Here is a 22,669-nt window from a genome sequence, read left to right on the forward strand (position 1 = left end):
AAAGGGTAATCTGCTGTGTTGCAGATTACCCTTTTTTTGTATATTACAGTCGGGGAGGGTTCGGACGCAGAATGGGACTGTCGTAAGCAGTCCGCCGCTGCGAGGCTGTGAGGAGATCCGCTGCGCGCCGGAAACGACGCGGGACAGGCAGCACCTCATGCATCAGGTTGCGCGGGTTTGGATGATGGACAAGTCCGTCCGGCGAATCAGGATCGGCATTGGTGAGGCGCCCCTGCTCAGAACGGGTAAGCAATACATGGCCGATTTCATGTGCGAGCGTATACATATTTGCCGGATGGGCAGCCCCATTTGCCATGAGAATGAAGCCCTTCAGCTTGCCGTGGATCAGGCGGGAGTGGGCGCAGGCAATAACGCCTGTCTCGTAAAAGTAGTAGCCGCCGACATAGCATACATATATATCGGCATCGGGCGCAAGCGATAAACAATGCATCAGCAGCTTGTGCACCTTTTCCTGCTGATGAAAGGGCGTCCGGTAGCTGATTTCTTGATCTGCAAATGTGTAGGAGGCGCCAAGCTTCACCATCTTGGCAGCTTGAAAGGAGATAGGATGCCAAATATGCCGGGCAGCCGCAAAATCACGGGCAATACGGCCATTGCCGGTTTCGGCGCCTGGCGCGATGCAAACACAAACATTGACATACACGTGCAACACCTCGAATGTGTGATACAACAGTGTATGCGGCCCCGCCCGTCTCCGCTTGTACCCTTGCCCAAGTGCGTCATTCCTGCATGTTGTACGGTACAAACATATTCATGAATAGACGAAAATCGACATATATACATGCCCTCCTGCCGGTGAGGACAGGAAAGCAGTGCGAAGACTATCGAAAAATGAAGGACGAAACCACGGGGGGGATTTTCTTTTTGTGATATAATAAAACCACATGTACGTGTGTTGAAATACAGGAGGATGGTGCAGATGAAGGAACGGGGAAAAGCAGGTCTATTTTGCGGGCTCGCGGCAGTCTGCTTCAGCGGCGCGGTCGCGTTGTATGATGTGGCGGATAATGCAGCTACAATTGGAGCGTCTCTGGGAACAGTCAGTATTTTGGCTGCAGCCTTTTTTACCGGAAGAAAGGAAGCTAAGTAAAATTCAGGAAATATCCATATCTGTTTGCCGGATGGCCTTATCTTCTTGTGTATCATAAGGATAAGGGGGGAGAGAGATGTATACGTTTAAGATCATCTCAGGACGGGAAGCTGTATATCAATTTGCGAGTTATATCCGTTGCATACCGGGGGTGGAGGATGTACGGGTAGAGGATGCTCACACATCCTATGAACGCGGTTGGAAGAAATTTTTTGTCCGGATTGCCCTGCAGGCGGCAGGTGAGGAGAAAGAGGCATTGCGGGAAATTGCCCGCTTGCTGGAGCTCAGCCGATTTACCTACGTCCATTATAATGATGCTGCAATCGAGCAGGCGTTTGAAGATGTCAAATATGAGAGCTTTGCCCATTAGACGGAGAAGAAATTCTTCGTCTTTTTATGTTTGTTTAACAGGAATGCTGCCGATGGTTGGCGAAACAAGGGGAGAGGGGGGAGAAAGATGCACCTTGGCTGGATTTTGGCATGCACCGCCCCAATTACAGCATTCATTGTATTCCATCTGTGCATCGCCACGATGCGGCAGTATAAACAGGAAGAGGCAGTTGAGACAAGCGGTGTATTCATATTGTTTTCATTTTTATATATAATTGGCGCCGTAGCGCTTCTCTTTCACGGCAATACATAAAAAAGCCGTCATCCGCGCGGGCGGATGTACGGCCCTTCCATTGCTTCTGCAGCTGGAGCAGTTCTTGCTTGTGCCGGTGCGTTTTGCGCTCAGCGGCGGTTTTTGTCCTGCGTTCATGCAGGGATAAGGCGGTATGCTGTCCGCCTCTGGCAGCGGTGCAATCCGGCCGGCCTTCCCGCAGCCGTTTTTCCCGCAGCTTGCGTGCAGTTGACTTTGCCATATGCCACACTCCTTTTCATACAGGAATTTCCTGTTTCTGCTATTATAGTAGAAGCAGAGGATTTGTCAACAAGAAAGTGGAAATGCTGGAAGCGGACATGCATACATAACAATAGGGTGAATGAGAGGGGCGGAGAGCAAATGGCTTATATGGAAGAGATACGGGAGCTGGTGGGGACAAGGCCGCTGATTATGGTCGGTTCCGCAGTTCTGGTGACAAACGAACAGCATGAGATTTTATTGCAGCTGCGAAGCGATACAGGTGATTGGGGTGTGCCCGGCGGAGCAATGGAGCCGGGGGAGACAATCGAAGAGACGGCGGCTAGAGAGCTGTTGGAGGAGACGGGGCTGTCCAGCCGGAATCTGCGGTTTTTGGGCGTGCTGTCCGGCAAAGAGTTCTATTACCGTTATCCGCATGGAGATGAGGTATACAATGTCATTCACGTATTTCAGACAGACCGGGTGCAGGGAGAGCTGCAGACGGACGATGAGGGAATTGCACTGAAGTATTTTCCCATTGACAGGCTGCCGAAGCTGAATATGACAGCCGAGAATATTTTGCGCAGCTTCTTTGTCACGCTGACGGAGTAAAGAGATGAGAACAAGAGCAGGCATTGATGCTGGCGGCACGTTAATTAAAATCGCCTATGTAGACCGGCAGAAGCTTCTGTATAAGCTCTTTCCGGCATCACAGCCCGCAGCGGCGGCGGATTGGGTGCAACGGCATCTGCCGCACGCACAGGTGTGTGTGACCGGCGGAAAGGCAGCGCTTCTGCGGCCGTATTTTGCAGACAGCCTGGCAATGGGGGAATTTGCGGCTGCAGCCCGGGGCGCCCGTTATCTGGCGGAACAGGAGGGGCTGCCTGCAGGAGAAGCATTCATTCTGGCGCAGGTCGGGACGGGTACATCGCTGCATTTGGCCGGAAAGGACGGCAGCCGCCGCCTCACCGGAACAGGGGTGGGAGGCGGCACGATTCTGGGCCTTGGCAGCCTGCTGACGGGAAAGACATCATTTCGGGACATCGTGGCCTTGGCAGAGCAGGGCCGGCGTGAGGCTGTGGACTTACGGGTCTGCGATATTTATGAGGAGGCGCCGCCGCTTGCGGGAGATCTGACGGCTGCAAATTTCAGCCATCCCGGCCTGCGGCAGGCGGAACCGGAGCACCTGGCTGCCGCCTTAATCGGCATGGTTGGCGAGGTGGTGACCGGCATGAGCCTGCAGGCGGCGGAGCAATACGGTGTTACGCATATTGTCTTTGCCGGATCTGCCTTTCTCCGCAACCGGCCGCTGCGGGAAACAGCCGAGCGGTATGTGCGTCTGCAGGGAAGGGTGCCGCTGGTGCTTCAGAACGGCAGCTGCTGCGGGGCAATTGGCGCGTTATTTTCACTCTGGGAGGAGCATGCATGACAGAACTGGAAATACGTTCGTACAAGGAATCTGATTTTATGGAAATCCGGCAGCTCACGGCTGCGGAAGGCTGGCACAATTTGGCCGCCCGGTCCGAAGAATGGCAAGCCGCATGGCGAAGCTCCCAGATTGCTTTGGTGGCGCTGGCAGAGGGAGAATTGGCAGGGTATGTGCGAGGGCTGACGGATGGAGTGGTGACGCTCTATATATGTGAGCTGCTCGTGCGGCCGGCCTGCCGCGGGCTCGGGGCGGGCAAGGCGCTGCTCCAGCGCGCACATGCCTTATACCCAGAGACGCGGATGGAAATGCTGGCATCCAGCACCTCTCATACATACTACGAGGCGCGTGGCTTCCGGCCATTTTACGGCTTCCGTAAAACGATGAATGAGTAGATAAAAAGAAGGGACGCTGCTTTGCGGGCTGTGTATGCCTGCAAAAACGGGTCCCTTTCCAGCATAAACCTATGGGGAAAATCCTGGTGTTGCATTCTCGTTTCATTCATATGCGTCCCGCAGGGGAGGCAGAACGTCCCGCTGATGAAATAATTCGCCATCATTTGACAAAACTTGCATTTTATTTAAAATATTTTGATTTTTCATGCAGAATCATTGTATGATAGATATGCAGACAACAAGGTTTCTCTATCATGAAGGCATATACATACAATTGAGAGGAGACAATGCAATGCGAAATGTAGTCATCACATCAGCAGTTCGTTCCCCGATCGGAACATTTGGCGGCGCCTTCAAAAACCTGAGCCCGCTTGACCTGGCAGTACCGGTTTTGCAGGAAGCAGTAAAACGGGGCGGCGTAGAGCCTCATGAAGTGAACGAAGTCATTCTCGGCCATTGTATTCAAAGAACGGACATGCCAAACACGGCAAGAACAGCAGCTCTGGCGGCAGGCTTCCCTGACACGGTCACGGGCTATACCATTCAGCGCCAGTGTGCGTCCGGTATGCAGGCCATCATTTCTGCGGCGATGCAGATTCAGCTTGGCGTCAGCGACGTTGTTGTGGCGGGCGGTGTGGAAGCGATGAGCTCCAGCCCGTATGTCATGAAGCAGCATCGTTGGGGCGCGCGCCTGCAGCACAGCGAGGTCCGTGACACGGTGTGGGAAGTTCTTGAAGATCCACTCTTGCACATTATGATGGGTGAAACAGCGGAAAACGTAGTTGAAAAATACGAGATTACAAGAGAAGAGCAGGACGAAGTGGCATTGCAAAGCCATCAGCGCGCCCTGAACGCAATTGAAAATGGGTACTTTGAATCGCAAATCGTACCAATTACAGTGAAGGAGCGCCGCAAGGAAACAGTTGTATCCCGTGACGAGCATGTCCGCGCTGACCTGACACTGGAGAAGCTCGCTGGCTTGAAGCCTGCATTCCGTAAGGGCGGTTCCGTAACAGCGGGCAACGCTTCCGGCATCAATGACGGTGCAGCCGCACTGGTGCTGATGAGCGAAGAGCTGGCCAAGGAGAAGGGCCTGCAGCCGTTGGCGCGCATTGTCGGCTATTCTGTTGCCGGTGTAGATCCAAGCATCATGGGAATCGGTCCGGTTCCTGCCGTGCAAAAGGGTCTGCAAAATGTAGGCTGGAGCATTGAGGATGCTGATCTGGTGGAAATCAACGAAGCATTTGCCGGCCAGTACCTGGCAGTAGAAAAGAACCTTGGCCTGGACCGCGAGAAGACAAATGTGAACGGAAGCGGCGTCGGCCTTGGCCATCCAATCGGCGCAACTGGCGCCCGCATCACAGTCAGCTTGATTCATGAGCTGAAGCGCCGCGGTTTGGAGAAGGGCATCTCTTCCCTCTGCGTCGGCGGCGGCATCGGTGTTGCCCTGTTCGTGGAAGCACTGTAAGAGAACACGAGAAATCCCGCCAGTACGGCGGGATTTTTTTCGTGCTAATCCTCCATGAACAGCCGGGCACAGTACATGGATTCCTCATCCAAATCCTGCTTCTTCTGCAGCTCCTTCAAATCCTCCGCGCGGGATTCACTAGGGTCATGGGCCGTCTGGAAGGTGCCTGATACGTTTGGTGTTTTGTCTTTTTTCATTTTGCAAGCCTCCTCTAGTGACAGTATGTCTCCGTCCTCTATGGGATATGTGCCGAAGCGTACTGATTCTGTTTGCCTGTGACAGGCGCATGAATACCAGAAAAACTATTGTGGGCGAATGCAACATCTGTGGCCGGATCAGGTTCCTTCTTTCGTACTGACGTGCAACAATAGAGACTGTAATGGAACAAAACTAGAATAGGTGAAACAAAACGGAGCTGTCTCCCCGGTTGGATGGCAAGCAACGAAACAAAAAAATCAAAAAGTGGAGCAATCTTCTTCAAAAAATGAAACAAAAAAATCAAAAAATGAAACAATCTCTTCTCAAAATGAAACAATTCCTGTTTGAGCCTCGGCCGCCCTTGTCATTTTGATACTAAAACGCAGGGATTGTCCAAATTTTTTCAGACCGGCAGGGAGCAGCGTGATGGAACCCAAAATCATATGCAACTGAAATACAAATAAACCATAACTGGAACCCTTCCTAATGCAAGGTTTGCAGTTATGGCCTATTGCTTGGTTGCTTTAGGTGGGAACCGTATTGCACGTTTCGGTCTGCCCCTTCCGCTCTAGTATTGTATATGAAATCTGTTCTGTTTTTCATATTGATAGGCATCAGCAAGAATGACAACAGCAGTGACAATGTGCAGCAGCATGCCGACAAATGGAATCCAGCCGAGGCAGGAGGCAATGATGCCCAGAATATTGCCGCGCGCCGGCAGATGATGCTGGCGGGTGATGAGAACAGCAGCGATGTGCAGAACGAGCATTACGAGAAGCGGTGCCCAACCCAGTGAGATGATTAACAGCCCTCCAAGAAACGGTATTCCCAAAACAGCCTCCAGTAGCCCAGTTCCCCATTTCCACAACCGAACTGTGTTGCTCATGATAAGTCATCCCCTATTTCAAAAATTTTCCTCTACTAGTATAATAGCAATCATGCAGACATTTGTCTGTGTCGGAAAACGCAAACTCGATGGGATGTGAATATGTGGGTCTATTTATTGTGAATGTGGAAGCGGCCTTGTACCGGGATGGCAGATGGCTCATCATTCAGCGCGGACTGCAGGAAAAGCATGCGCCCGGTGCCCTGGCACTGGTTGGCGGCAAGGCTGATTATCATGGCAGCGAACCGGATATTTTGGAGAAAACAGTCAGACGTGAAGTGGGAGAAGAGGTGGGCTTGGAAGCCGGGCAAGTGCACTATGTGCATAGCTCGTCTTTTCAAACAGACTATGGTGTGCATGTTATGAACATCGTATTTCTTTGTGAGAACCCGAGGGGAGAAGCATATGCAAAAAGTCCGGAGGAAGTGGGGCAGCTGTTATGGATGACATATGAAGAAACTATGGAGCATCCGGATATGCCGCCGCGGACAAAGGAAAGCCTGCGACGGGCTGAGCAGGTCCGATCCTCGCTGTAAAAACGAGCGGCAGTACAGGGAAAGTCTCTGTTTTTTTTATGGCTGCGCGGGCAGGCATGCATAAATTTTCAGTTTTCATGCGCAGCACCAAGCTCTCCCTTCATACACTGTACGGGAGCAGAGGAGACGATGTCAGGTCTTGTTACATACTTGATGAAAGCACGTTAGCCCAAAGCTTCCAGTACAGCGTTGGAGGATGATGAGAAGTGACAAAAACAACCCTAGTACCGGCCGGCTATCGGTCGAAGCTGAATTTGCTGGAGACAGAACGAGCCATTAAGCAGGTGAAGGACTATTTCGAAAAACGCCTGTCTGAGACATTGAACCTGATGCGCGTGTCGGCGCCGCTGATTGTGCAATCCGGACATGGCGTGAACGATAACCTGAATGGCGTGGAACGGATGGTCTCCTTCGATGCACTCGACGCGCAGGAAGCACCGATTGAGATTGTGCAGTCGCTCGCGAAATGGAAGCGGATGGCGCTGGCGAAGTATGGATTCGGGTTGGGCCAAGGGCTGTACACAGATATGAATGCCATCCGTCGGGATGAGGAGCTTGACAATCTGCACTCGATGTACGTGGATCAATGGGACTGGGAAAAAGTCATCGCCAAGGGGCAGCGCAGCGTTCTGACGCTCCAGGAAGAGGTGCGGAAGATCTATCGTGTCCTGAAGCAGACCGAGCGCTACGTACACCAGCAATACCCGTCTCTGCGGCCGTCCCTGCCGGATGAAATCGTGTTCATCACCTCACAGGAGCTGGAGGATTTGTACCCGGACCTGACACCGAAGCAGCGGGAGGATGAAGCCGCGAAGGAGCACGGCGCCATCTTCGTGATGCAGATCGGCGGCGCGCTGCGCTCCGGCATGAAGCATGATGGCCGCTCCCCGGATTATGATGACTGGACGCTGAATGGGGATATTGTGCTGTGGAATCCCGCGCTTGAAATGGCGTTTGAAGTGTCTTCCATGGGAATCCGCGTCGACGAGGCAGCCCTGCTGCGGCAGCTGCGGCTGACGGGGGATGAGGAACGCAAAGAACTGGAGTATCATCAGGCTGTTTTAAATGGCAAGGTGCCATACACAATCGGCGGCGGCATCGGGCAATCCCGCTTGTGCATGTTCTTCCTGCAGAAGGCACATATCGGCGAAGTGCAGGTATCTGTCTGGAACGACCGGATTATGCAGGAGTGCCGCGAAGGCAATATTCCTTTGCTGTAAGGAATCAATATGTAAATGGAAAGGGGGATGCTTGAAGACCGCTTGCGCGCGCTTCAGGGCATCCCCCTTGTTTACTGAACTGCTGCCTTCTTCCAAATGCGCGTCATAATGAAAGTAACAACCCCGATGACGGCGACAAACGCCAGGCTGATGAAGAAGCCGAGCCGGATGCTTTTTTCAAACAGTGTACCGGTGACAGCGGCGGCAAGCAGCAACAGGCCAACCACGCAGAACAGCTTATCGCGTCCGGATAGCTTCAATACCTTGAAGGCCGACAAAATGATAAAGGCCCAGTTATACATCTGCAAAATCCCGGCGGCTGTGGTGATATATGCGTAGATTTTGCCGGGCAGCAGCAGGGCGGTAACAACGGATGCCGACAGACCGATGGCTGCCAGAATGAGGGAAGGCAGCGGCACCTTTTTGCCCTTCAGCATGGTTTTCTCCTTTTGGAAGAGAGCCGGCGCATCCTTGGACTTTGCCAGTGTCACCAGCAGGTTTGTCACGGTAAATAAGGAGGCAGTCATGGTCGAAAAGCCTGCTGTAATGATAGCGGCATTGAACACATGCGGAAAGAAGGCAAGATGATACTTGTCCAGAGCTGTGACGAAGGGACTTTCTTTTTCATCAATGCCATGATCGAATACCATCATAACAACCAGCCCGATGGAAATGACATAAATAATTGTCAGGACGATGAGCATGACCTGACCTGATTTTGGCGCCTCCTCCTGATTTTTCAGCTGCATGGACAGCAGCCCGATGGCTTCAATCCCGCCGTAGGCATAAAAGGCATAGAGAAGTGAAGCCCAAAAGCCGCGGTAGCCCCGGGGGAATACCTCCTGCAGCGAATCCGGAAAGCCGGGATGGTTCACGTCGCCGTGGATCCAGCCGACCAGCGCCGCAATGGCCAGCACGATGAACATGAGAATCGCCGCTGTTTTCGTGACGGCAAGAATATTCTCAACCTTGTCGAAGCCCTTTGTGCCAAGCAGCACGACGAAGATGGCCAGTATGGCATAGCCCGCCGCGAACATCCAAAGCGGCATCTTCGGAAACCAGAATCGGGATAAAATCGACAGGGCGGTCAGCTGGCTGCCGATAATGAGAATTTTGGAGGTCCAATAATTCCAGCCGCAGCTGAAGGCGCTCCACCTGCCGTAAGCTTTGCCGGCATAATAGCAGAACGAGCCCTCCTGCGGATCCTCCGCCGTCATTTGCGCGAGAAAGTGAAAGACGACATATGTGCCGAGAGCGGCAAGCAGAAAGGAAAAGACAATAGCAGGCCCGGTAATGCGGACGCCGATGCCGGAGCCAAGAAAATAACCGGTTCCGATCGTGCAGCCCACCCCAATGAGCGACAGCTGCCACCACTTTAAATCACCCTTTTTTCCCTTTGCCTTATTTTCAGCTGAGGTACAGGTTGTTTGTGCCATAAGAAGCCTCCTTCAGGTCTTCTTATTGTTCGGCAGGAGGCGTTAAATATGCAAACTTGCATTCCATACAAAAATGTATAAAGCTGTGCTGTTTTGCTGCATATACAAATATGCCCCGGGTTCACCGGGGCAGAAGCGCTCAGCGTGAGAGCTTTCTGAAATAGAGATAAGAAGCGGCAACGGGAACGACAGCCGCCAGGACCACGGCTCCAATAAACAGGCTGACCTTCCAGGAAGCCGGCACGAAGGCAGCGGCAATCAGGACAACGCCCGCTATAACAAACGTGCGCGCCCCAACCCGGTTCGTATAGCGCCACACCTCATCGTTATGCAGCGCCCATGGCGTGCGCACCCCAATGAAGTAGTTGGATTTCAACCGCTGCATGTAATTGCCCAGAATGATAAACAGCAGGCCGACCAAAACCGGCATGATCGTATTCACATCAATCTCGTAGCCGGCCCCGTTCAGAATGACGATGCCGTACATGATGACGAAGAATGTGAACAGCGTATTCATGATCACAGCGTAGCTGCCTTTAAACTTTTCGTAGTTTTCCTTCCGCGGATCCAGCTTCGGCGTTGCCACCCGCATGACGTACAGGACCACCGCAATAATCGGGAAACCGAAAATCACGCTGTACTTGCTGCCGTAGCCGTCCACCTCACCCTGCCAGTTCCAATGGATCGGCAGCGTGTCAGGCAGGTGGAAGTGTCCCCAAACTCCAATTCCGATTGTGATAAGCGCCAGCACCGACATATATATCCGGCTCTTCATCCCTGCTTCTCTCCCTTTTCCCCTTGGTATGATACTTCGAGCAGCCATTTCATGACATCCTGCAGCACTGTTGTGTTGAGCGAATAGTAGATGAACTGCCCTTTCCGTTCATCCTGCACAAGCCCGGCATTCTTCAGGATGCTCAAATGGTGCGACAGACTTGGCTTGGTAATCTGAAAATACTCGGCCAATTCCCCGGCGGTATGATCCTTATCCTTCAGGAAATCAAGAATTTGCCTTCGGGTCGGATCTGAAAGAGCCTTGAATGTTTCATTCATCATTCGCACCTTCTTAGATATTTAGATAATTCTCTAACTATCTAAATTATATGCCACATGCAGCAGAAAGTCTACTGCATGTTTTCCTATGTAGCCGCTCCGGCGAAAGCATGGGGGGCCTGCTGAAACGGCTCTTCGCCGCTGAGAAATTCCTGGTCCAAGTGCGCGATGCACATCGGCTCTGTTCCCTTGCCGCCGATAAGCACCTCAAAGCTGCCTCACTCTGTTTCAATATATTCCCGCTTCATACCCTGTCCCCCTGACTAGTATATAACCAACTCTATATTTCCATATTTTTACTTTCATAAGGGGATTACAGGTGTGATTACAATGAAGAATAAAACGGATATACGCTTTCAGGAAGACAGCGCATATCCGTTTCGTCCATTTTCTTTGACCTGGTACAGTACCTCATCCGCCTTCCGCAGCAGCTCCGCACTCGTCTGCCCGTCGAGGGGAAAGCAGGCAATGCCGATGGAGACCGTTGTCCGAATGATGTGCTCCTGATAGCAGAAGGGCTGCTGAAACGTATGCAAAATTCGTTTGGCGACAGAAGCCGCCTCCGCAGCTGCCGCAGACGGCAGCACAACGACAAACTCATCGCCCCCGAGCCGGGCCAGACAGTCCTCTTGGCGCAGCACGGCGGAAATGCGGACGGCCACCTCCTGCAGGAACGCGTCTCCTGCTTCGTGGGAATAGAGATCATTGATTTGCTTGAAGCCGTCAAAGTCCATGTACAACAGAGCGAATGGCTGCGGAGCTTGCAGGATGCGCTGAATATACTTCTCGAAGAAGCGCCGGTTGCCGGCTCCGGTCAGCGGGTCATAGTAGGCCATGCGTTCCAGCTGCTCCTCATATTGCTTCCGGGCGCGAATGTCCTTTGTCGCCAGTACAATATAATCAATCCGGCCATCCACCAGCATGGGTGTCGAGAACGTCTCCACCCAGACCCATGAGCCGTCCGCGTGCCTGCGGCGGTATTCCAGGCTCCCGCCCCGCTTGTATGTATAAGTGCTGTTCAAATGCCCGAGCACAACGGCGCGGTCATCAGGATGGACACAGCTGCTGACATCCTGCAGCACATCGTATTCCGCATCCATACCAAACATGCTGTGGTAAGAGGGGGAGACATACTGCAGCTTCCGGTCAGCCGACAGCACCTTGATGTAATCCGACATATGCTCCGCAATGATGCGGTGCAGCCTTTCGCTCTCCTTCAGCTGCCGCTCCATCTCCTTTTGCTGCGTCAAATCCATGAACAGCCAGAAGATGCCGTGCGCCTGTGCCTCTGAGTGGACCCGCACCTGCTTCAGCAGCACGGGGCAGGCTGAGCCGTCCTTTCTCCGCAGGCTTGTCTCGTCTATGCTGCCTTCCGGGTGCCCCTTTGCCAGGAGGCAGCTGACGGGCATCCCTTTCAGCTCATCCTCCTGATAGCCGAGCAATCCCGCAGCCGCGGCATTGCTTTCGCGTATGCGTCCGTCAGCGGCAAGCAGCAGCACGCCTTCCACATTTTCAGAGAACAGGGAATGGTACTGCAGGCCCGACAGAAGCGCCAGTTCCTTGGCCCGCTGATTCTCGAAGACAATATAAACAAAGCTTCCGAGAAACAATAGGCCCGTTGCCGCCACAAGATATAGGAAGAACCCTGTAATCTGCAAGGGCGGGGCAGCCGTCCTGTGCAAGAAGTAATGCCACGATATGCCTGTATCCGTGAACAGGGCAAAGATATGAAACGAAACGATGGAAAGGCCGATCAGCACGGCCCGCTGAAGCGTCTGCGGGTGGGACAGATTCTCCGAAAAATGCTCCCGGCGCACCCATGAGAAATGCAGGACGCTCAACAAGAGCGCCAAGGCAATGGACGCGGCAAGCATAGGCTTGCTGAAGGTGTGCTGGTGCGTATGCAAGGCTGTCATGCCGGTGAAATGCACAACTGCCAAAGCGGCGCCCATCAGCACCGCCGCCCCGTACACGCGGACGGCCTGCTGGTGCCGATACAGCAGGGCGGACGGCACGGAACAGAGCGCCGTCAGCACAAGCGTCAGCAGCATCCGGTCAATCCGATATTGCACAGTCGCCCCGTGAAACGGAAGGAGGGCGACATAATGGGTCGTCCATCCGCCGATGGCAATTATGACGCCGGCGAAGACACGCCAGCAGACGGCCTGCAGCCGTGGCGCGAAGAAGCTCTTTTGAATGCCAATCAATGTCAAATACGCTCCGCTGACTGCAATCAGCAAAGCCAATAAGCTGGTAATGGCTGCGTAGCCTGTAATCATCAAAGCACATCCTCTTCTTTCGTCTGGCGATGTATACGATCGGTCGAAGCTATCAGCTGCGCGGGTGAGGCATTGGAATTCAAAGTAATATAAATATCTATCTATAAATATTATCCTATATATGTAAAATTATCAAATAGTTTAATTGTGATTGCGGCTGAAGGGGCTTTCTTCTCCAGAAAGAAGCGAATGGGTGCTGTCTTTATAACAAAACACGGCAGCTTGTTTTGAAGAAAGGAGATATCCTGCGAAATGTTTTATGTAAAATTCATCTTGGGTCTTGCAACCATAGAAAAGGAAATTTTGGTATCATAGAACATAATAACCAATTTGGAAAAGGAGCAAGCCATCATGCCGATTTACAACAAGCTCGTACGTGACCATATTCCGCAGGTAATTGCAAAGGATGGAAAAACCTGCACCACACGCATTCTCGGAGACAAGGAATACATACAGGAATTAAAAAAGAAAAGCCAGGAGGAGCTGACAGAATATCTGCAGGCAGCTGATGACAGCAGCGCGCTTGAGGAGCTGGCGGACCTATTGGAAATCCTGCATGCGCTGGCCAAGTGCCATGGTGCGGATGTGGAGGAAGTGGAACGGATTCGGCAGCGGAAGGCAGAGGAGCGCGGCGGATTTGCTGAAAAGATTTTTCTGATTGAGGTGAAGGATGCGTAAGGTTGAACTCTATACAGGACATCTTGGGTCTGAAATCACCAGCCGCATAGAGCGTTCTTCCACCATCTTTATCTTAACCTCCTTTATTATGAAGTCTGGTGTCCGCTTGCTGCGTGAAGCGCTGAGACAGGCTGCTGACAGAGATGCTGATATCAAAATCTGTACGGGGGATTATCTGTATATCACACAGCCCGATGCCTTGGAGGAGCTTATTCACATCCACCCGAAAATTGAAGTGCGTATGTTCCGAAGCGGCGGCGAATCCTTTCATCCGAAGGCCTATATTTTTGAGGACGGGGACGGAGGAATGCTGTTCGTCGGCTCTTCCAACCTATCAAAGTCAGCCTTAAGAAATGGTGTGGAATGGAATCTGGGGATGCAGAAGGAAACAGAAATAGACACATTTGAGCAAGCCATCAATGAATTTATGAAACTGCACAATCATGAACAGACCATCTCTGTAAATACTGAAACCTTGAAGCTGTACAGGGGAAATTACGATGGCTATCATCAGAAGCATCCGAACCTTGTGCGGAACTGGACGGAAGCAGAGGAGCAGAATCTGATGCTGCCGCAGGGCAAAAGCAAGACATTGCCGGACAAGGTAGCTGACTCATCAGTTTCGTATGGTGAAATTCAGCCGCGCTTTGCACAAGTAGGGGCTTTGGAAGAATTGGAGAAAACAGTAGAAGAAGGCTTTGATAAATCACTGATCATTATGGCAACCGGACTCGGAAAAACGTATTTGGCTGCCTTCTTTGCCCGGAGGTTCCGGCGGGTTCTCTTTGTGGCGCATCGTGAGGAGATTCTGTATCAGGCACAGAAGTCTTTTCGGAATGTGCATCCAAGCAAGAAGACCGGGATCTACAACGGGAAAGTGAAGGAGCGGGACGTTGACTTCCTGTTTGCTTCTATTTATACACTGAATCAAAAACGCCATTTACAGCAGTTCTCCCCAAACCAGTTTGATTTGATTGTGATAGATGAGTTTCACCATGCGGCTGCCAACTCTTATAGAAATGTGCTGTCCTATTTCCAACCGCAGTTTTTACTTGGTATTACTGCGACACCGGATCGGAATGACAACCGGGACATCTATGCCCTATGCAACAATAGGGTCGCATACCGGATTGATTTTCTGGAGGCAATCCAGCATCAATGGCTGTCTCCCTTCCATTATTACGGAGTGTATGATGACACAGACTACTCCCAAATCCGCTGGTTGGGAACACAGTATGACGAAGAACAGCTTACTGCCGTGCAACTGAGGGATGAATTATTTGAAAAAACTCTGCAGGCATGGCGGGAGCATAAGCAGACGCGGACACTGGTGTTTTGTTCCTCCATCAGACAAGCAAGAGCTTTGAGTGAATTTTTTAATCTGAATGGACACAGGACGGTTGCCCTGCATTCAGGTCCTGAAGCACTTCCACGATCCCAAGCCATCCGGCAGCTGCGGGATGGTGAAATGGAAGCCATTTTTACTGTGGATTTGTTCAATGAAGGCGTGGATATCCCATCCGTAGATACACTCCTGTTTGTAAGACCGACAGAATCCCTGACAGTCTTCACACAGCAGGTTGGCCGCGGGCTTCGCCTGCATGACGGGAAGGAATACTGCGTCATTATCGATTTAATTGGAAACTACCGTAATGCGGATGTGAAGATGTCACTGTTTCAGGTTCAGGGTGACCAAGCAGCTGCAAAAAGAAGTGTGAACAAACCGATTGTTCCAGAAGGGTGTATGGTCGACTTTGAATTAGCGGCTGTAAATCTGTTAGATGAGATGGCGCGCAAGAGAGCACCGCGTAGGGAGCAATTGCTTGATAACTATTTTACTGTAAAGCAGGATTTGGGAAGAAGGCCTGCCTATGTGGAAGTATATCAAAATGGAAAACTGGATCAGTATGGTATGTACCGCCAAGAGTTTAAATCATATGTTGGTTTCCTGCACTGGGCCGGCGAATTGAGTGAAAGGGAACAGGAGGCTTTTAAGCTGTATGAGAACTGGCTTCTCGAAGTGGAAGGTACGACTATGACAAGAAGCTACAAAATGGTTGTGCTGCAGGCAATGTTGGAGAGAGGAGCGGACAAATGGTTTCTGCCCATTACCCCGCAGGAGGCCGCACCGTATTTCCATCAGTATTATGTGGAAAAGAAATACCGACGGGATAAGGACTTCTCAAGTAAGAATACAAAGGCCATGTGGGAGTATAACGAGAGGAAAGTAAGTGCGTTGATTGCGGAGATGCCCATGTCGAAGCTGAGCGGCAGCTCCAAGGGATTGGTTGTCTTCGAAGACAATATGCTCCGCCTTGGATTTGATGTGCTCCCTGAGTATCGGGAGATTGTATGGGAGTGGACCAAGGAAATTTGTGAGTATCGGCTGCAGTATTATTTCTTTTGGAGATGATGAGGGAAGCAGCTTTATGTTCTGTAATCAAGGAAGAAAACTGCTGTAAAGAAAAGAGGATAAAACATGGAACAGCTAACACAAGACACCTACCTCGATATCGCATTTAACAGGTATGTGTCATACAGGGAACGTACAGGACAAAACAACCTACCTGTGCTCGGTACACTGTCCGACCTAAACAGCTTTCTGAAAGGGCAAGACCTTAATGAGTTTACTGTACTTGATATCTTGAAGAAGCTGCAGAAGGATATCAACAACTCTGCCTCGGCAATCAGCTTGATGGAGTTAATCCGTTATGCGGATGAAACGCCCGTTGAAGCGGCAGCCCAACTGCAAAGGCTTGTATATGACAATGCTCCAATACAAGATCGAGTAAATGGATTTTGGGAGGAATTGAAAGGTTCCTTCCGTACGGGGGATACGGAGTTGTACAGCTGTTTACTTGCTGCATTTGATGTGCAGGAATATCCCTTATATGTACAGGGGGTGCAGATAGAGTTAAAACGAATATATAACACAGAAAGCGGGCAAACACCAGGTGAACAGTATGAGTTGTATGTAACATCTTGTAAATCTGTACTCAATCAGCTGCAAGTATCGCATCCGGGTGTAACAATGACAGAGGTACTGGATTTTCTGTTCTGTCTGATGCAGTATACGGAAATCCGGGTGGAGAGTGCTGTAGAGTACCTGCATGATTTGGCAATGGAATTGGCAGCTTTTAAGAAAAATCCAGAGCTCATGCTAAAAGCGGTTGCCCAGCTCTCTAGAGATACACTGCAATCCTTGCGGAATCAATATCGTCAGCACGAGAAAATTAACCAAATTCGGTTCCGGGTGGTGGACCGTATTCTAGAATCGGGTTCTATCAGCATGGAAGAGCTGGAGATGATTAAGAACGAAGTCAAGGTGAAATACACGACTAACATCCTGCACTCCTGGAACAATTTTACCATTTTGTTTCAGTTGTATTATGCCGACAAGAAGAAACGGGTGCAGGAGGAGCAGCGGAAAATTCATGAGGCCATCCGGCAGATGAAGGAATTCCGGGAGCTGGATTTTGTGGAGAACCGGGTGCTGAATGGCTTTGATTGGAACCAGACTTTTGGCTGTTCGGAATGCTGGTTGGCAGTGTATGAAAAGCAATACGGAGGTCACCGTGAAGCGCCACAATTTTTTGTATCCATTGATGAAGAGGGTGTACGATACGGGCTGCTGTATGGCGACCAGCATGAAAAGCGGGGGCAGGAGGACTTGGCATTTGCTGCAGATGTGGCTTCCTTCCGATATGATGTGTTCCGCGGACATATGGTCGCCGTGCTGGAGCAGTTCCGCAGCGGGCAAGAGCTTCAGGCGGAGCCGGTCAGCGTTGAGACTTGGGCCGCGTTATTTGAGGATGATGAAGTCTTTAAGGAAACAGACCGGCAATTCCTGCGCAAGATGTACGAGTTGGGTGGAGAGGCAACGGCTACGCAACTGAGCCAAGAGCTGGATAAGCATCCATCAGCTTTCAATGCCTGGACTGTGAATCTTGCTAAACGTGTGGCTGCTGCTGCCGGCATTGAGCCAGAGAAACGAAAGGATGGAAGCAGCATCTACTGGAATGTGCTGTTTGATGGTGAGGACAGGGAGCAGCACTTTATTTGGAGGCTGAAGCCGAACCTGAAGACAGCAATTGGGCTTGTTACACCTCCCGAGGCGGAAGAACTAGAAGCATATGGAACGGAGGATTTCTTCCGTGAGGTCTTCATTGGCAAAGAGCAGTACCAGACAATTACGGGGTTACTGCGGTACAAGAGGAACATAATCCTGCAGGGGCCTCCGGGTGTCGGCAAAACATTTTTGGCGAAGCGCTTGGCATATTCTCTGATGGGAGCAAAGGATGAGGAACGGGTGGAGCTTGTGCAATTCCACCAAAACTATGCTTATGAGGACTTTGTTATGGGCTATCGTCCGAGCGAGAGTGGGTTTCGTCTGCAGGAAGGTATTTTTTATGAGTTCTGCAGGAAGGCGCAGGAAAATCCGGAGTTGGATTATTACTTTATTATTGATGAGATTAATCGGGGCAACCTCTCAAAGATTTTCGGTGAGCTATTCATGCTGATTGAGCATGACAAACGCGATGAGCATGTGCTTTTGAGCTATTCAAAGGAGCGGTTTGCGGTGCCGGGAAATGTGTACCTGATTGGAACGATGAACACGGCTGACCGGTCGTTGGCACAGTTGGAAGTGGCGTTGCGCCGCCGCTTTGCGTTCGTGACACTGAAGCCAGCCTTTAATGAAAAGTGGAGAGACACGTTGCGGGCATCCGGAGTATCAAATCGAATGGCAGGGCGTATTGAGGCGGCTGTCCAACGATGGAATGAAGAAATCACCAAGGATTTTCAACTTGGCAGCGGCTATGAGATTGGCCATTCCTTCTTCTCAATCAAACCGGAATACTTGGATGAGGAGACTTGGTTTACGAATATCGTGCAGTTTGAAATCTTGCCGCTTCTGGAGGAGTATTTTTATGACCAGCCAGAAACGGTACGCTCGTTAATTGAGGAAGCGTAGGATGGAGCCGGTATGTAAGGTTCCCATCCGTAATCTGTTTTGCCTGCTGAGCTATGCGAATGAAATGCCTGAACTGGTGGAAAGTCTGAATGAGGTAAATGAAGACTTAATCACCTATGATTTCTTGGCAAAGCAATTTTTACGTGAAGTGAACGTACTGAAGCAACGTGGAATCATAAGAAATTACGTGGCTGTGACAGAAGAAACAAATCGGGTGGGCGGACGCATTTTAATGGGGGAGTCTATTCCACATATTATGGCACGGCGGGCTTCGCTTGTTTGCGAGAAGGATGAGTATTCGGAGGACATCCTGTTAAACCAGATTATGAAGACCATACTGCAGGGAATCGTGCAGAATCGTTACGTTAAAGCGGAGACCAGACAACAGAGCTTTCTGCGTTTGGAGGCGCTGCAGGGTGTGTCAGAGGTGCCGCTGACAACTGGAATGTTTACAAGGCTCCGGCTTGACCGGCAGAACATCCGATATCAGCGCATGGTGCATATGGCCCGTCTGCTGCATGAGTTGCGGCTCTTGTCCCATCAGCAAGGAAATTGGAGTCTGTTTTCAGCCAAGGTGACAGAACGTGCCTTGCACCAGATTTTCGAGAAATTTTTGTTCCACTTTTATCGGCTTGAGCAAAGCGTTTATAAGGTTTCTTCAGAAGTGATGCGTTGGAATTTGGATGGGGAAACAAAGTGGCTGCCGACAATGCGTACAGACATATCCATGACAAACAGGAACGGGCAAGACAAGATTATCATGGATGCCAAATTTTATCGTAATATGTTTCAAGAGAATTACGGTAAGGCTTCATTCCACAGTCATAATCTGTATCAGTTATACACGTACTTGATGCATCAGTCCAGGGAAATGAGGCTGAGAGGAATCCTGGTCTATCCCTTTAATGGAGTAGAAGTAAATGAAGTATTTCGAGCGGGTGAACGGATGACAATGGAGGTTATGACTTTAAATCTTGATGCGCCTTGGCAGGAGATTCATAACCGGCTAATCATGGTGGTACAAGCGTGAAGGCAGACATATGATTTAAAGTGAAATAGTAAGTGGTGTTTTTGTGCGGTATTTGTCGTATTAAAGCACCACTTTTTTACTTCAGCTTGCACGCGTCCATTTGTACAGGTATGGAAGGGAAAAGATGGATAATAGACAGGAGAGAGCATACATGAAACAGCTATGCATCATCCCTTGCGGAGCAAAGAAAATCTGGGATCAAGATGAAAACGCGGGAAAAAAAGAGGCGAAGCATGTATACATGAGCACCTTCCACAAGGCATGCCAAAGCTATGCAGAAACCTTCTTTGAGAACTGGACAATTCTTTCAGCCAAGCACGGCTTTCTGCTGCCGACTGATATAGTGGAAGAAAACTATGATGTGGCCTTTGGCTCCAAGAGCCCGGAGATTATCAGCACTGAAGCGCTGCAGCGGCAAATTGCTGATAAAGGCTTGGGAGAGTTTCGGTCTATTGTTGTGCTGGGCGGGAAGAAATATCGCAAGGTGGTGGAGCAGGCCTTTGGGGACAGCTGCTCCTTCCACTATCCTTTGGCTGATTGCCGGGGAATCGGCTATATGGTGCAGCGTTTACAAGCAGCGGTGGCGCGGGGAGAGAGTATGGAATAGGGGGAGAAGCTATGCGGTTGTGAAATAAGACGGATGAGGAATTGTATGATTTGAAAGCGGAGCTGTGGGATTCGGATGATGAATACAGATATATGAGTCTCGTAGAAGTATACCAGGAGCTCTACAACAGGCTGAGAAAGCGCCCGGATGATGGAAGGGAGCTACAGTCGATCCGCTCCCTGCTGGTGAGTACGCTGGTGGAGCATGGTACATATTTGAAGACGGTCTACCGCAGGAATGACCGGTGGGCAAAGGAAAGTTTGCAGAAGGCATTGCGGTATGAACCAGACAATTCCATTGCCCACTATCGGCTTGGGTTTCTGGCGTACAAAGAGAAGGAATATGCCGAGGCACAGGTGCATTTTCAGCAAGCGCTGAAGCTACAGGATAGATGCGGGGAGAAGCAGTATAGACTGAACGAGCAGCAGTTGTACTATGCGAATATGTACTTGGCCAACAGCTCGCTGCATATGGCGGCACAGGCTTATGAACGGCTCGGAAAGCTGCCGGCGGCCGCTGAGCGGGAAGGTGTGGCCGGGACGGAACTGTCGCCGCTGTATGAGCTGCTCGGACGGAATGAAGCCTTTCTGGAGCAGCATGCCTTTTGTCAGATTACGAGAGATGGAAGGGCGACGTGCTCGAAGGAGGAGTGCGAGGATGCCTTGGCAGACCGCTCCGGCACGATTATGCTGTATTTCGGTAATCGGGAAACATCCTTGTCCTATGAGGGTAGAGAGGTGGCACTTACCCAGAATCAGGGGTATGCGATGCGGCACTTCCTGCTGCAAGCGGCTGATCGGCCCATCACCGCAAATGATGGTGGCCTGGTGTTTTACCGGGACGCCCATCACGAAATGAAGAGCAGTACGTTTCGTAAAAATATCGAGCGCCTGCGAAATCAACTGGCTGAGCTTGCATTGGATTCCCATCTTGTTACCCTGCAGACGGCAAGAGGGATGGTGTATGATTTCCGGTATGCTCCCTTTTGTATCATGCACCGGGTGGATGATTTCTGCGACTGAGGTGTGACAGTGGTGTCACAGCCTTTATGGCATACTGGACATGTAAACCGCAGGAAGCGGTACAAATGCAGAAGCTATAGGGGGACGAAAAGATGAAGACGTGGAATCAATTATTTGTCCGGCAGGGTTTTCGTGTGTGCGAGAAGGAGCAGGGGGCGTTTGACGGCCGTGGGGAGACAGAGGAGAACATGGTGTTTTTGCTGGAGTGCCTGCAGCGCGCCGGGGTCCCGGTACATGGAGATGCATGTCTGTTCCAGATTGAAGCTGCGCCTATTGCTGAAGCGGAGTGGCTGGCAGCAGTGGAGTTTCAGAGCCGGGGGATCGGCGAGGGGCTGTGGTTCCGGCCGGGGCAGGAGGAGCCGAAGGTGCGCGAGCTGGATACGTATATCAGCGGTGTGGTGCGCGAGTTGAATCGGCTCGGCTTGTTCACCATCCTGAGCTGTGACGGACATGGACGCAGGCTGCCGTTTGTAGAGCTGGCATCAGAGAAGGACACAGAACTAGCCGAAGTGCTGCTGCTGGCGGCAGGGGTGAAGCGGGTACAGGTGCGGCGCGGCCGGACTTTAGCGATGCTCACAGAGCGGGAGGAACTGTTGGATGTGGCGGAAAAGCTGCACTGTGTCCAGCCGGAGTGGCTGCAGGAGGGTGCTGAGTATGTGCGACGGCAATTCTTTTATCTGCAGGTGGAAGAGCTGTTGTCTGTTTCCGGTGTGAGCGGGAGTGAGGGCGAAATCCGGCAGCTTGTCTATCACAAGCTGGAGCCGTTTGTGGATCATATGATGGTAGATTCCTATGGAAATCTTGTCGCGCAGAAGAAATGCCGGCGCGGCAATGGGCCGACCATCCTGCTGAATGCTCATTTAGATACAGTGGAGGAGCTTGTGCCAGGGCGCCGGATTGAAAAGAACGAAAGCATCTGGTCAAGCAGCGCCGGCATTCTTGGGGCGGATGACCGCGCGGGTGTGGCGGTGCTGCTGGAAACAGCCCGTTGCTTGGATGCTTCCGGTTTCAGCGGGACCGTGAAGTTCCTGTTTACCGTGGAAGAGGAGGTCGGCCTGTGCGGGGCAAGAGAGGTGGCAGAGCATTTTCTCTGGGACGTGGATGCGGCGATTGTCGTAGACCGGCGTGGAACAGGCGATATCGTAACATCCTGCGGCGGCTGGGAGTTTTTTTGCCAGGAAGCATATGGTGAATTGTTTGAGGATATGGCGGTGCTGGAGGGGCTGTCCGGCTGGAAGTGCACAGCCGGCGGCAGCAGCGATACCCGCATTTGGGCACAGCAGGGCATTCAGAGCGTCAATTTGTCTGCCGGCTATCAGCATGAGCATACGGATCATGAGACATTGGATGTGGGGGCTTGCTACGGAACGCTGCAGCTGGTAAAGGGTGTGTTCCGTCATGCGGATTTGCTTCGGGGTGTGTTGCGGGAGATTCGGAGAGACGCACGCGAGGGAGCTGCCGGGGACCGGAGAGTTCGTATGTGAGAAAAAACGGGTGAAGCAATCAGGCTC

23 protein-coding genes are annotated in these 22,669 nt (G+C 51.4%); 15 read left to right on the forward strand and 8 right to left on the reverse strand.

The annotated features are described in order from the left end of the window. Positions 1-43: 43 nt before the first annotated feature. Complete coding sequence (locus NK662_RS20115; protein ID WP_254760754.1) at positions 44-664, reverse strand: DUF955 domain-containing protein; 621 nt, start codon at positions 662-664, stop codon at positions 44-46. A gap of 276 nt (positions 665-940) precedes the next feature. On the opposite strand from NK662_RS20115, the gene NK662_RS20120 reads away from it, so the two are divergent. Both NK662_RS20120 and NK662_RS20125 read left to right on the forward strand, forming a co-directional pair. After that, positions 941-1,111: a hypothetical protein gene (locus NK662_RS20120; protein ID WP_254760755.1), complete on the forward strand. Its 171-nt coding sequence runs from the start codon at positions 941-943 to the stop codon at positions 1,109-1,111. 76 nt (positions 1,112-1,187) lie between these two features. Beyond that, complete coding sequence (locus tag NK662_RS20125; protein ID WP_254760756.1) at positions 1,188-1,481, forward strand: DUF3928 family protein; 294 nt, start codon at positions 1,188-1,190, stop codon at positions 1,479-1,481. A 208-nt stretch (positions 1,482-1,689) separates the two neighbouring features. Here the strand turns inward: NK662_RS20125 and brfA are convergent, their stop codons facing one another. Then, the gene (brfA, locus tag NK662_RS20130; RefSeq protein ID WP_254760757.1) at positions 1,690-1,974 is read right to left on the reverse strand and encodes a ribosome rescue factor BrfA; all 285 of its coding nucleotides are present in this window, start codon (positions 1,972-1,974) and stop codon (positions 1,690-1,692) included. Between the two features lie 140 nt (positions 1,975-2,114). On the opposite strand from brfA, the gene NK662_RS20135 reads away from it, so the two are divergent. The 4 genes from NK662_RS20135 to NK662_RS20150 all read left to right on the forward strand — a co-directional run bounded on the left by NK662_RS20135 (position 2,115) and on the right by NK662_RS20150 (position 5,241). Beyond that, positions 2,115-2,564 carry an NUDIX hydrolase gene (locus NK662_RS20135; RefSeq protein WP_254760758.1) on the forward strand — a complete coding sequence of 150 codons (450 nt, stop codon included), beginning with the start codon at positions 2,115-2,117 and terminating at the stop codon, positions 2,562-2,564. 4 nt (positions 2,565-2,568) lie between these two features. Next, positions 2,569-3,381 carry a type II pantothenate kinase gene (gene coaW / locus NK662_RS20140; protein WP_254760759.1) on the forward strand — a complete coding sequence of 271 codons (813 nt, stop codon included), beginning with the start codon at positions 2,569-2,571 and terminating at the stop codon, positions 3,379-3,381. Further along, positions 3,378-3,773, forward strand: coding sequence for a GNAT family N-acetyltransferase (locus tag NK662_RS20145; RefSeq protein ID WP_254760760.1), 396 nt, complete (start codon positions 3,378-3,380; stop codon positions 3,771-3,773). Before coaW ends, NK662_RS20145 begins: the two co-directional genes overlap by 4 nt. A 292-nt stretch (positions 3,774-4,065) precedes the next feature. Continuing rightward, positions 4,066-5,241, forward strand: coding sequence for an acetyl-CoA C-acetyltransferase (locus NK662_RS20150; RefSeq protein WP_254760761.1), 1,176 nt, complete (start codon positions 4,066-4,068; stop codon positions 5,239-5,241). A gap of 44 nt (positions 5,242-5,285) precedes the next feature. Here the strand turns inward: NK662_RS20150 and NK662_RS20155 are convergent, their stop codons facing one another. Continuing rightward, entirely contained in the window at positions 5,286-5,438 is a 153-nt protein-coding gene (locus NK662_RS20155) for a hypothetical protein (protein WP_254760762.1), read from the reverse strand. 569 nt (positions 5,439-6,007) lie between these two features. Beyond that, entirely contained in the window at positions 6,008-6,325 is a 318-nt protein-coding gene (locus tag NK662_RS20160) for a hypothetical protein (protein ID WP_254760763.1), read from the reverse strand. 104 nt (positions 6,326-6,429) lie between these two features. On the opposite strand from NK662_RS20160, the gene NK662_RS20165 reads away from it, so the two are divergent. Further along, positions 6,430-6,861, forward strand: a complete 432-nt coding sequence (locus NK662_RS20165; protein WP_254760764.1) for an NUDIX hydrolase — start codon at positions 6,430-6,432, stop codon at positions 6,859-6,861. Positions 6,862-7,067: 206 nt separating this feature from the next. Further along, on the forward strand, positions 7,068-8,081 hold the full coding sequence (asnA, locus tag NK662_RS20170) for an aspartate--ammonia ligase (protein ID WP_254760765.1): 1,014 nt from the start codon (positions 7,068-7,070) through the stop codon (positions 8,079-8,081). Positions 8,082-8,152: 71 nt separating this feature from the next. On the opposite strand, the gene NK662_RS20175 is transcribed toward asnA, so the two are convergent. The 4 genes from NK662_RS20175 to NK662_RS20190 form a co-directional block, all read right to left on the reverse strand. After that, positions 8,153-9,517, reverse strand: coding sequence for an amino acid permease (locus NK662_RS20175; RefSeq protein ID WP_254760766.1), 1,365 nt, complete (start codon positions 9,515-9,517; stop codon positions 8,153-8,155). Between the two features lie 139 nt (positions 9,518-9,656). Further along, positions 9,657-10,292: an SdpI family protein gene (locus NK662_RS20180; RefSeq protein WP_254760767.1), complete on the reverse strand. Its 636-nt coding sequence runs from the start codon at positions 10,290-10,292 to the stop codon at positions 9,657-9,659. Next, the gene (locus NK662_RS20185) at positions 10,289-10,570 is read right to left on the reverse strand and encodes an autorepressor SdpR family transcription factor (RefSeq protein ID WP_254760768.1); all 282 of its coding nucleotides are present in this window, start codon (positions 10,568-10,570) and stop codon (positions 10,289-10,291) included. The genes NK662_RS20180 and NK662_RS20185 overlap by 4 nt, the downstream gene beginning before the upstream one ends. A 356-nt stretch (positions 10,571-10,926) precedes the next feature. Continuing rightward, positions 10,927-12,849, reverse strand: coding sequence for a diguanylate cyclase domain-containing protein (locus NK662_RS20190; RefSeq protein WP_254760769.1), 1,923 nt, complete (start codon positions 12,847-12,849; stop codon positions 10,927-10,929). A gap of 351 nt (positions 12,850-13,200) precedes the next feature. On the opposite strand from NK662_RS20190, the gene NK662_RS20195 reads away from it, so the two are divergent. The 7 genes from NK662_RS20195 to NK662_RS20225 all read left to right on the forward strand — a co-directional run bounded on the left by NK662_RS20195 (position 13,201) and on the right by NK662_RS20225 (position 22,642). Beyond that, positions 13,201-13,527 (forward strand): nucleoside triphosphate pyrophosphohydrolase, encoded by a 327-nt coding sequence (locus NK662_RS20195; RefSeq protein ID WP_254760770.1) that lies wholly within the window; start codon positions 13,201-13,203, stop codon positions 13,525-13,527. Continuing rightward, entirely contained in the window at positions 13,520-15,940 is a 2,421-nt protein-coding gene (locus tag NK662_RS20200) for a DEAD/DEAH box helicase family protein (RefSeq protein ID WP_254760771.1), read from the forward strand. Before NK662_RS20195 ends, NK662_RS20200 begins: the two co-directional genes overlap by 8 nt. 66 nt (positions 15,941-16,006) lie before the next feature. After that, positions 16,007-18,499: an AAA family ATPase gene (locus NK662_RS20205; RefSeq protein WP_254760772.1), complete on the forward strand. Its 2,493-nt coding sequence runs from the start codon at positions 16,007-16,009 to the stop codon at positions 18,497-18,499. A gap of 1 nt (position 18,500) precedes the next feature. Next, the gene (locus NK662_RS20210) at positions 18,501-19,529 is read left to right on the forward strand and encodes an McrC family protein (protein WP_254760773.1); all 1,029 of its coding nucleotides are present in this window, start codon (positions 18,501-18,503) and stop codon (positions 19,527-19,529) included. Positions 19,530-19,680: 151 nt separating this feature from the next. After that, positions 19,681-20,136, forward strand: a complete 456-nt coding sequence (locus NK662_RS20215) for a DUF6884 domain-containing protein (protein ID WP_254760774.1) — start codon at positions 19,681-19,683, stop codon at positions 20,134-20,136. A gap of 92 nt (positions 20,137-20,228) precedes the next feature. Then, positions 20,229-21,158, forward strand: coding sequence for a tetratricopeptide repeat protein (locus NK662_RS20220; protein ID WP_254760775.1), 930 nt, complete (start codon positions 20,229-20,231; stop codon positions 21,156-21,158). A gap of 92 nt (positions 21,159-21,250) precedes the next feature. Then, complete coding sequence (locus NK662_RS20225) at positions 21,251-22,642, forward strand: M20/M25/M40 family metallo-hydrolase (RefSeq protein WP_254760776.1); 1,392 nt, start codon at positions 21,251-21,253, stop codon at positions 22,640-22,642. Positions 22,643-22,669: the final 27 nt, after the last annotated feature.

Origin of the sequence: Ectobacillus ponti, assembly GCF_024294785.1 — a bacterium.
Classification (GTDB): Bacteria; Bacillota; Bacilli; order Bacillales; family Bacillaceae_G; genus Ectobacillus; species Ectobacillus ponti.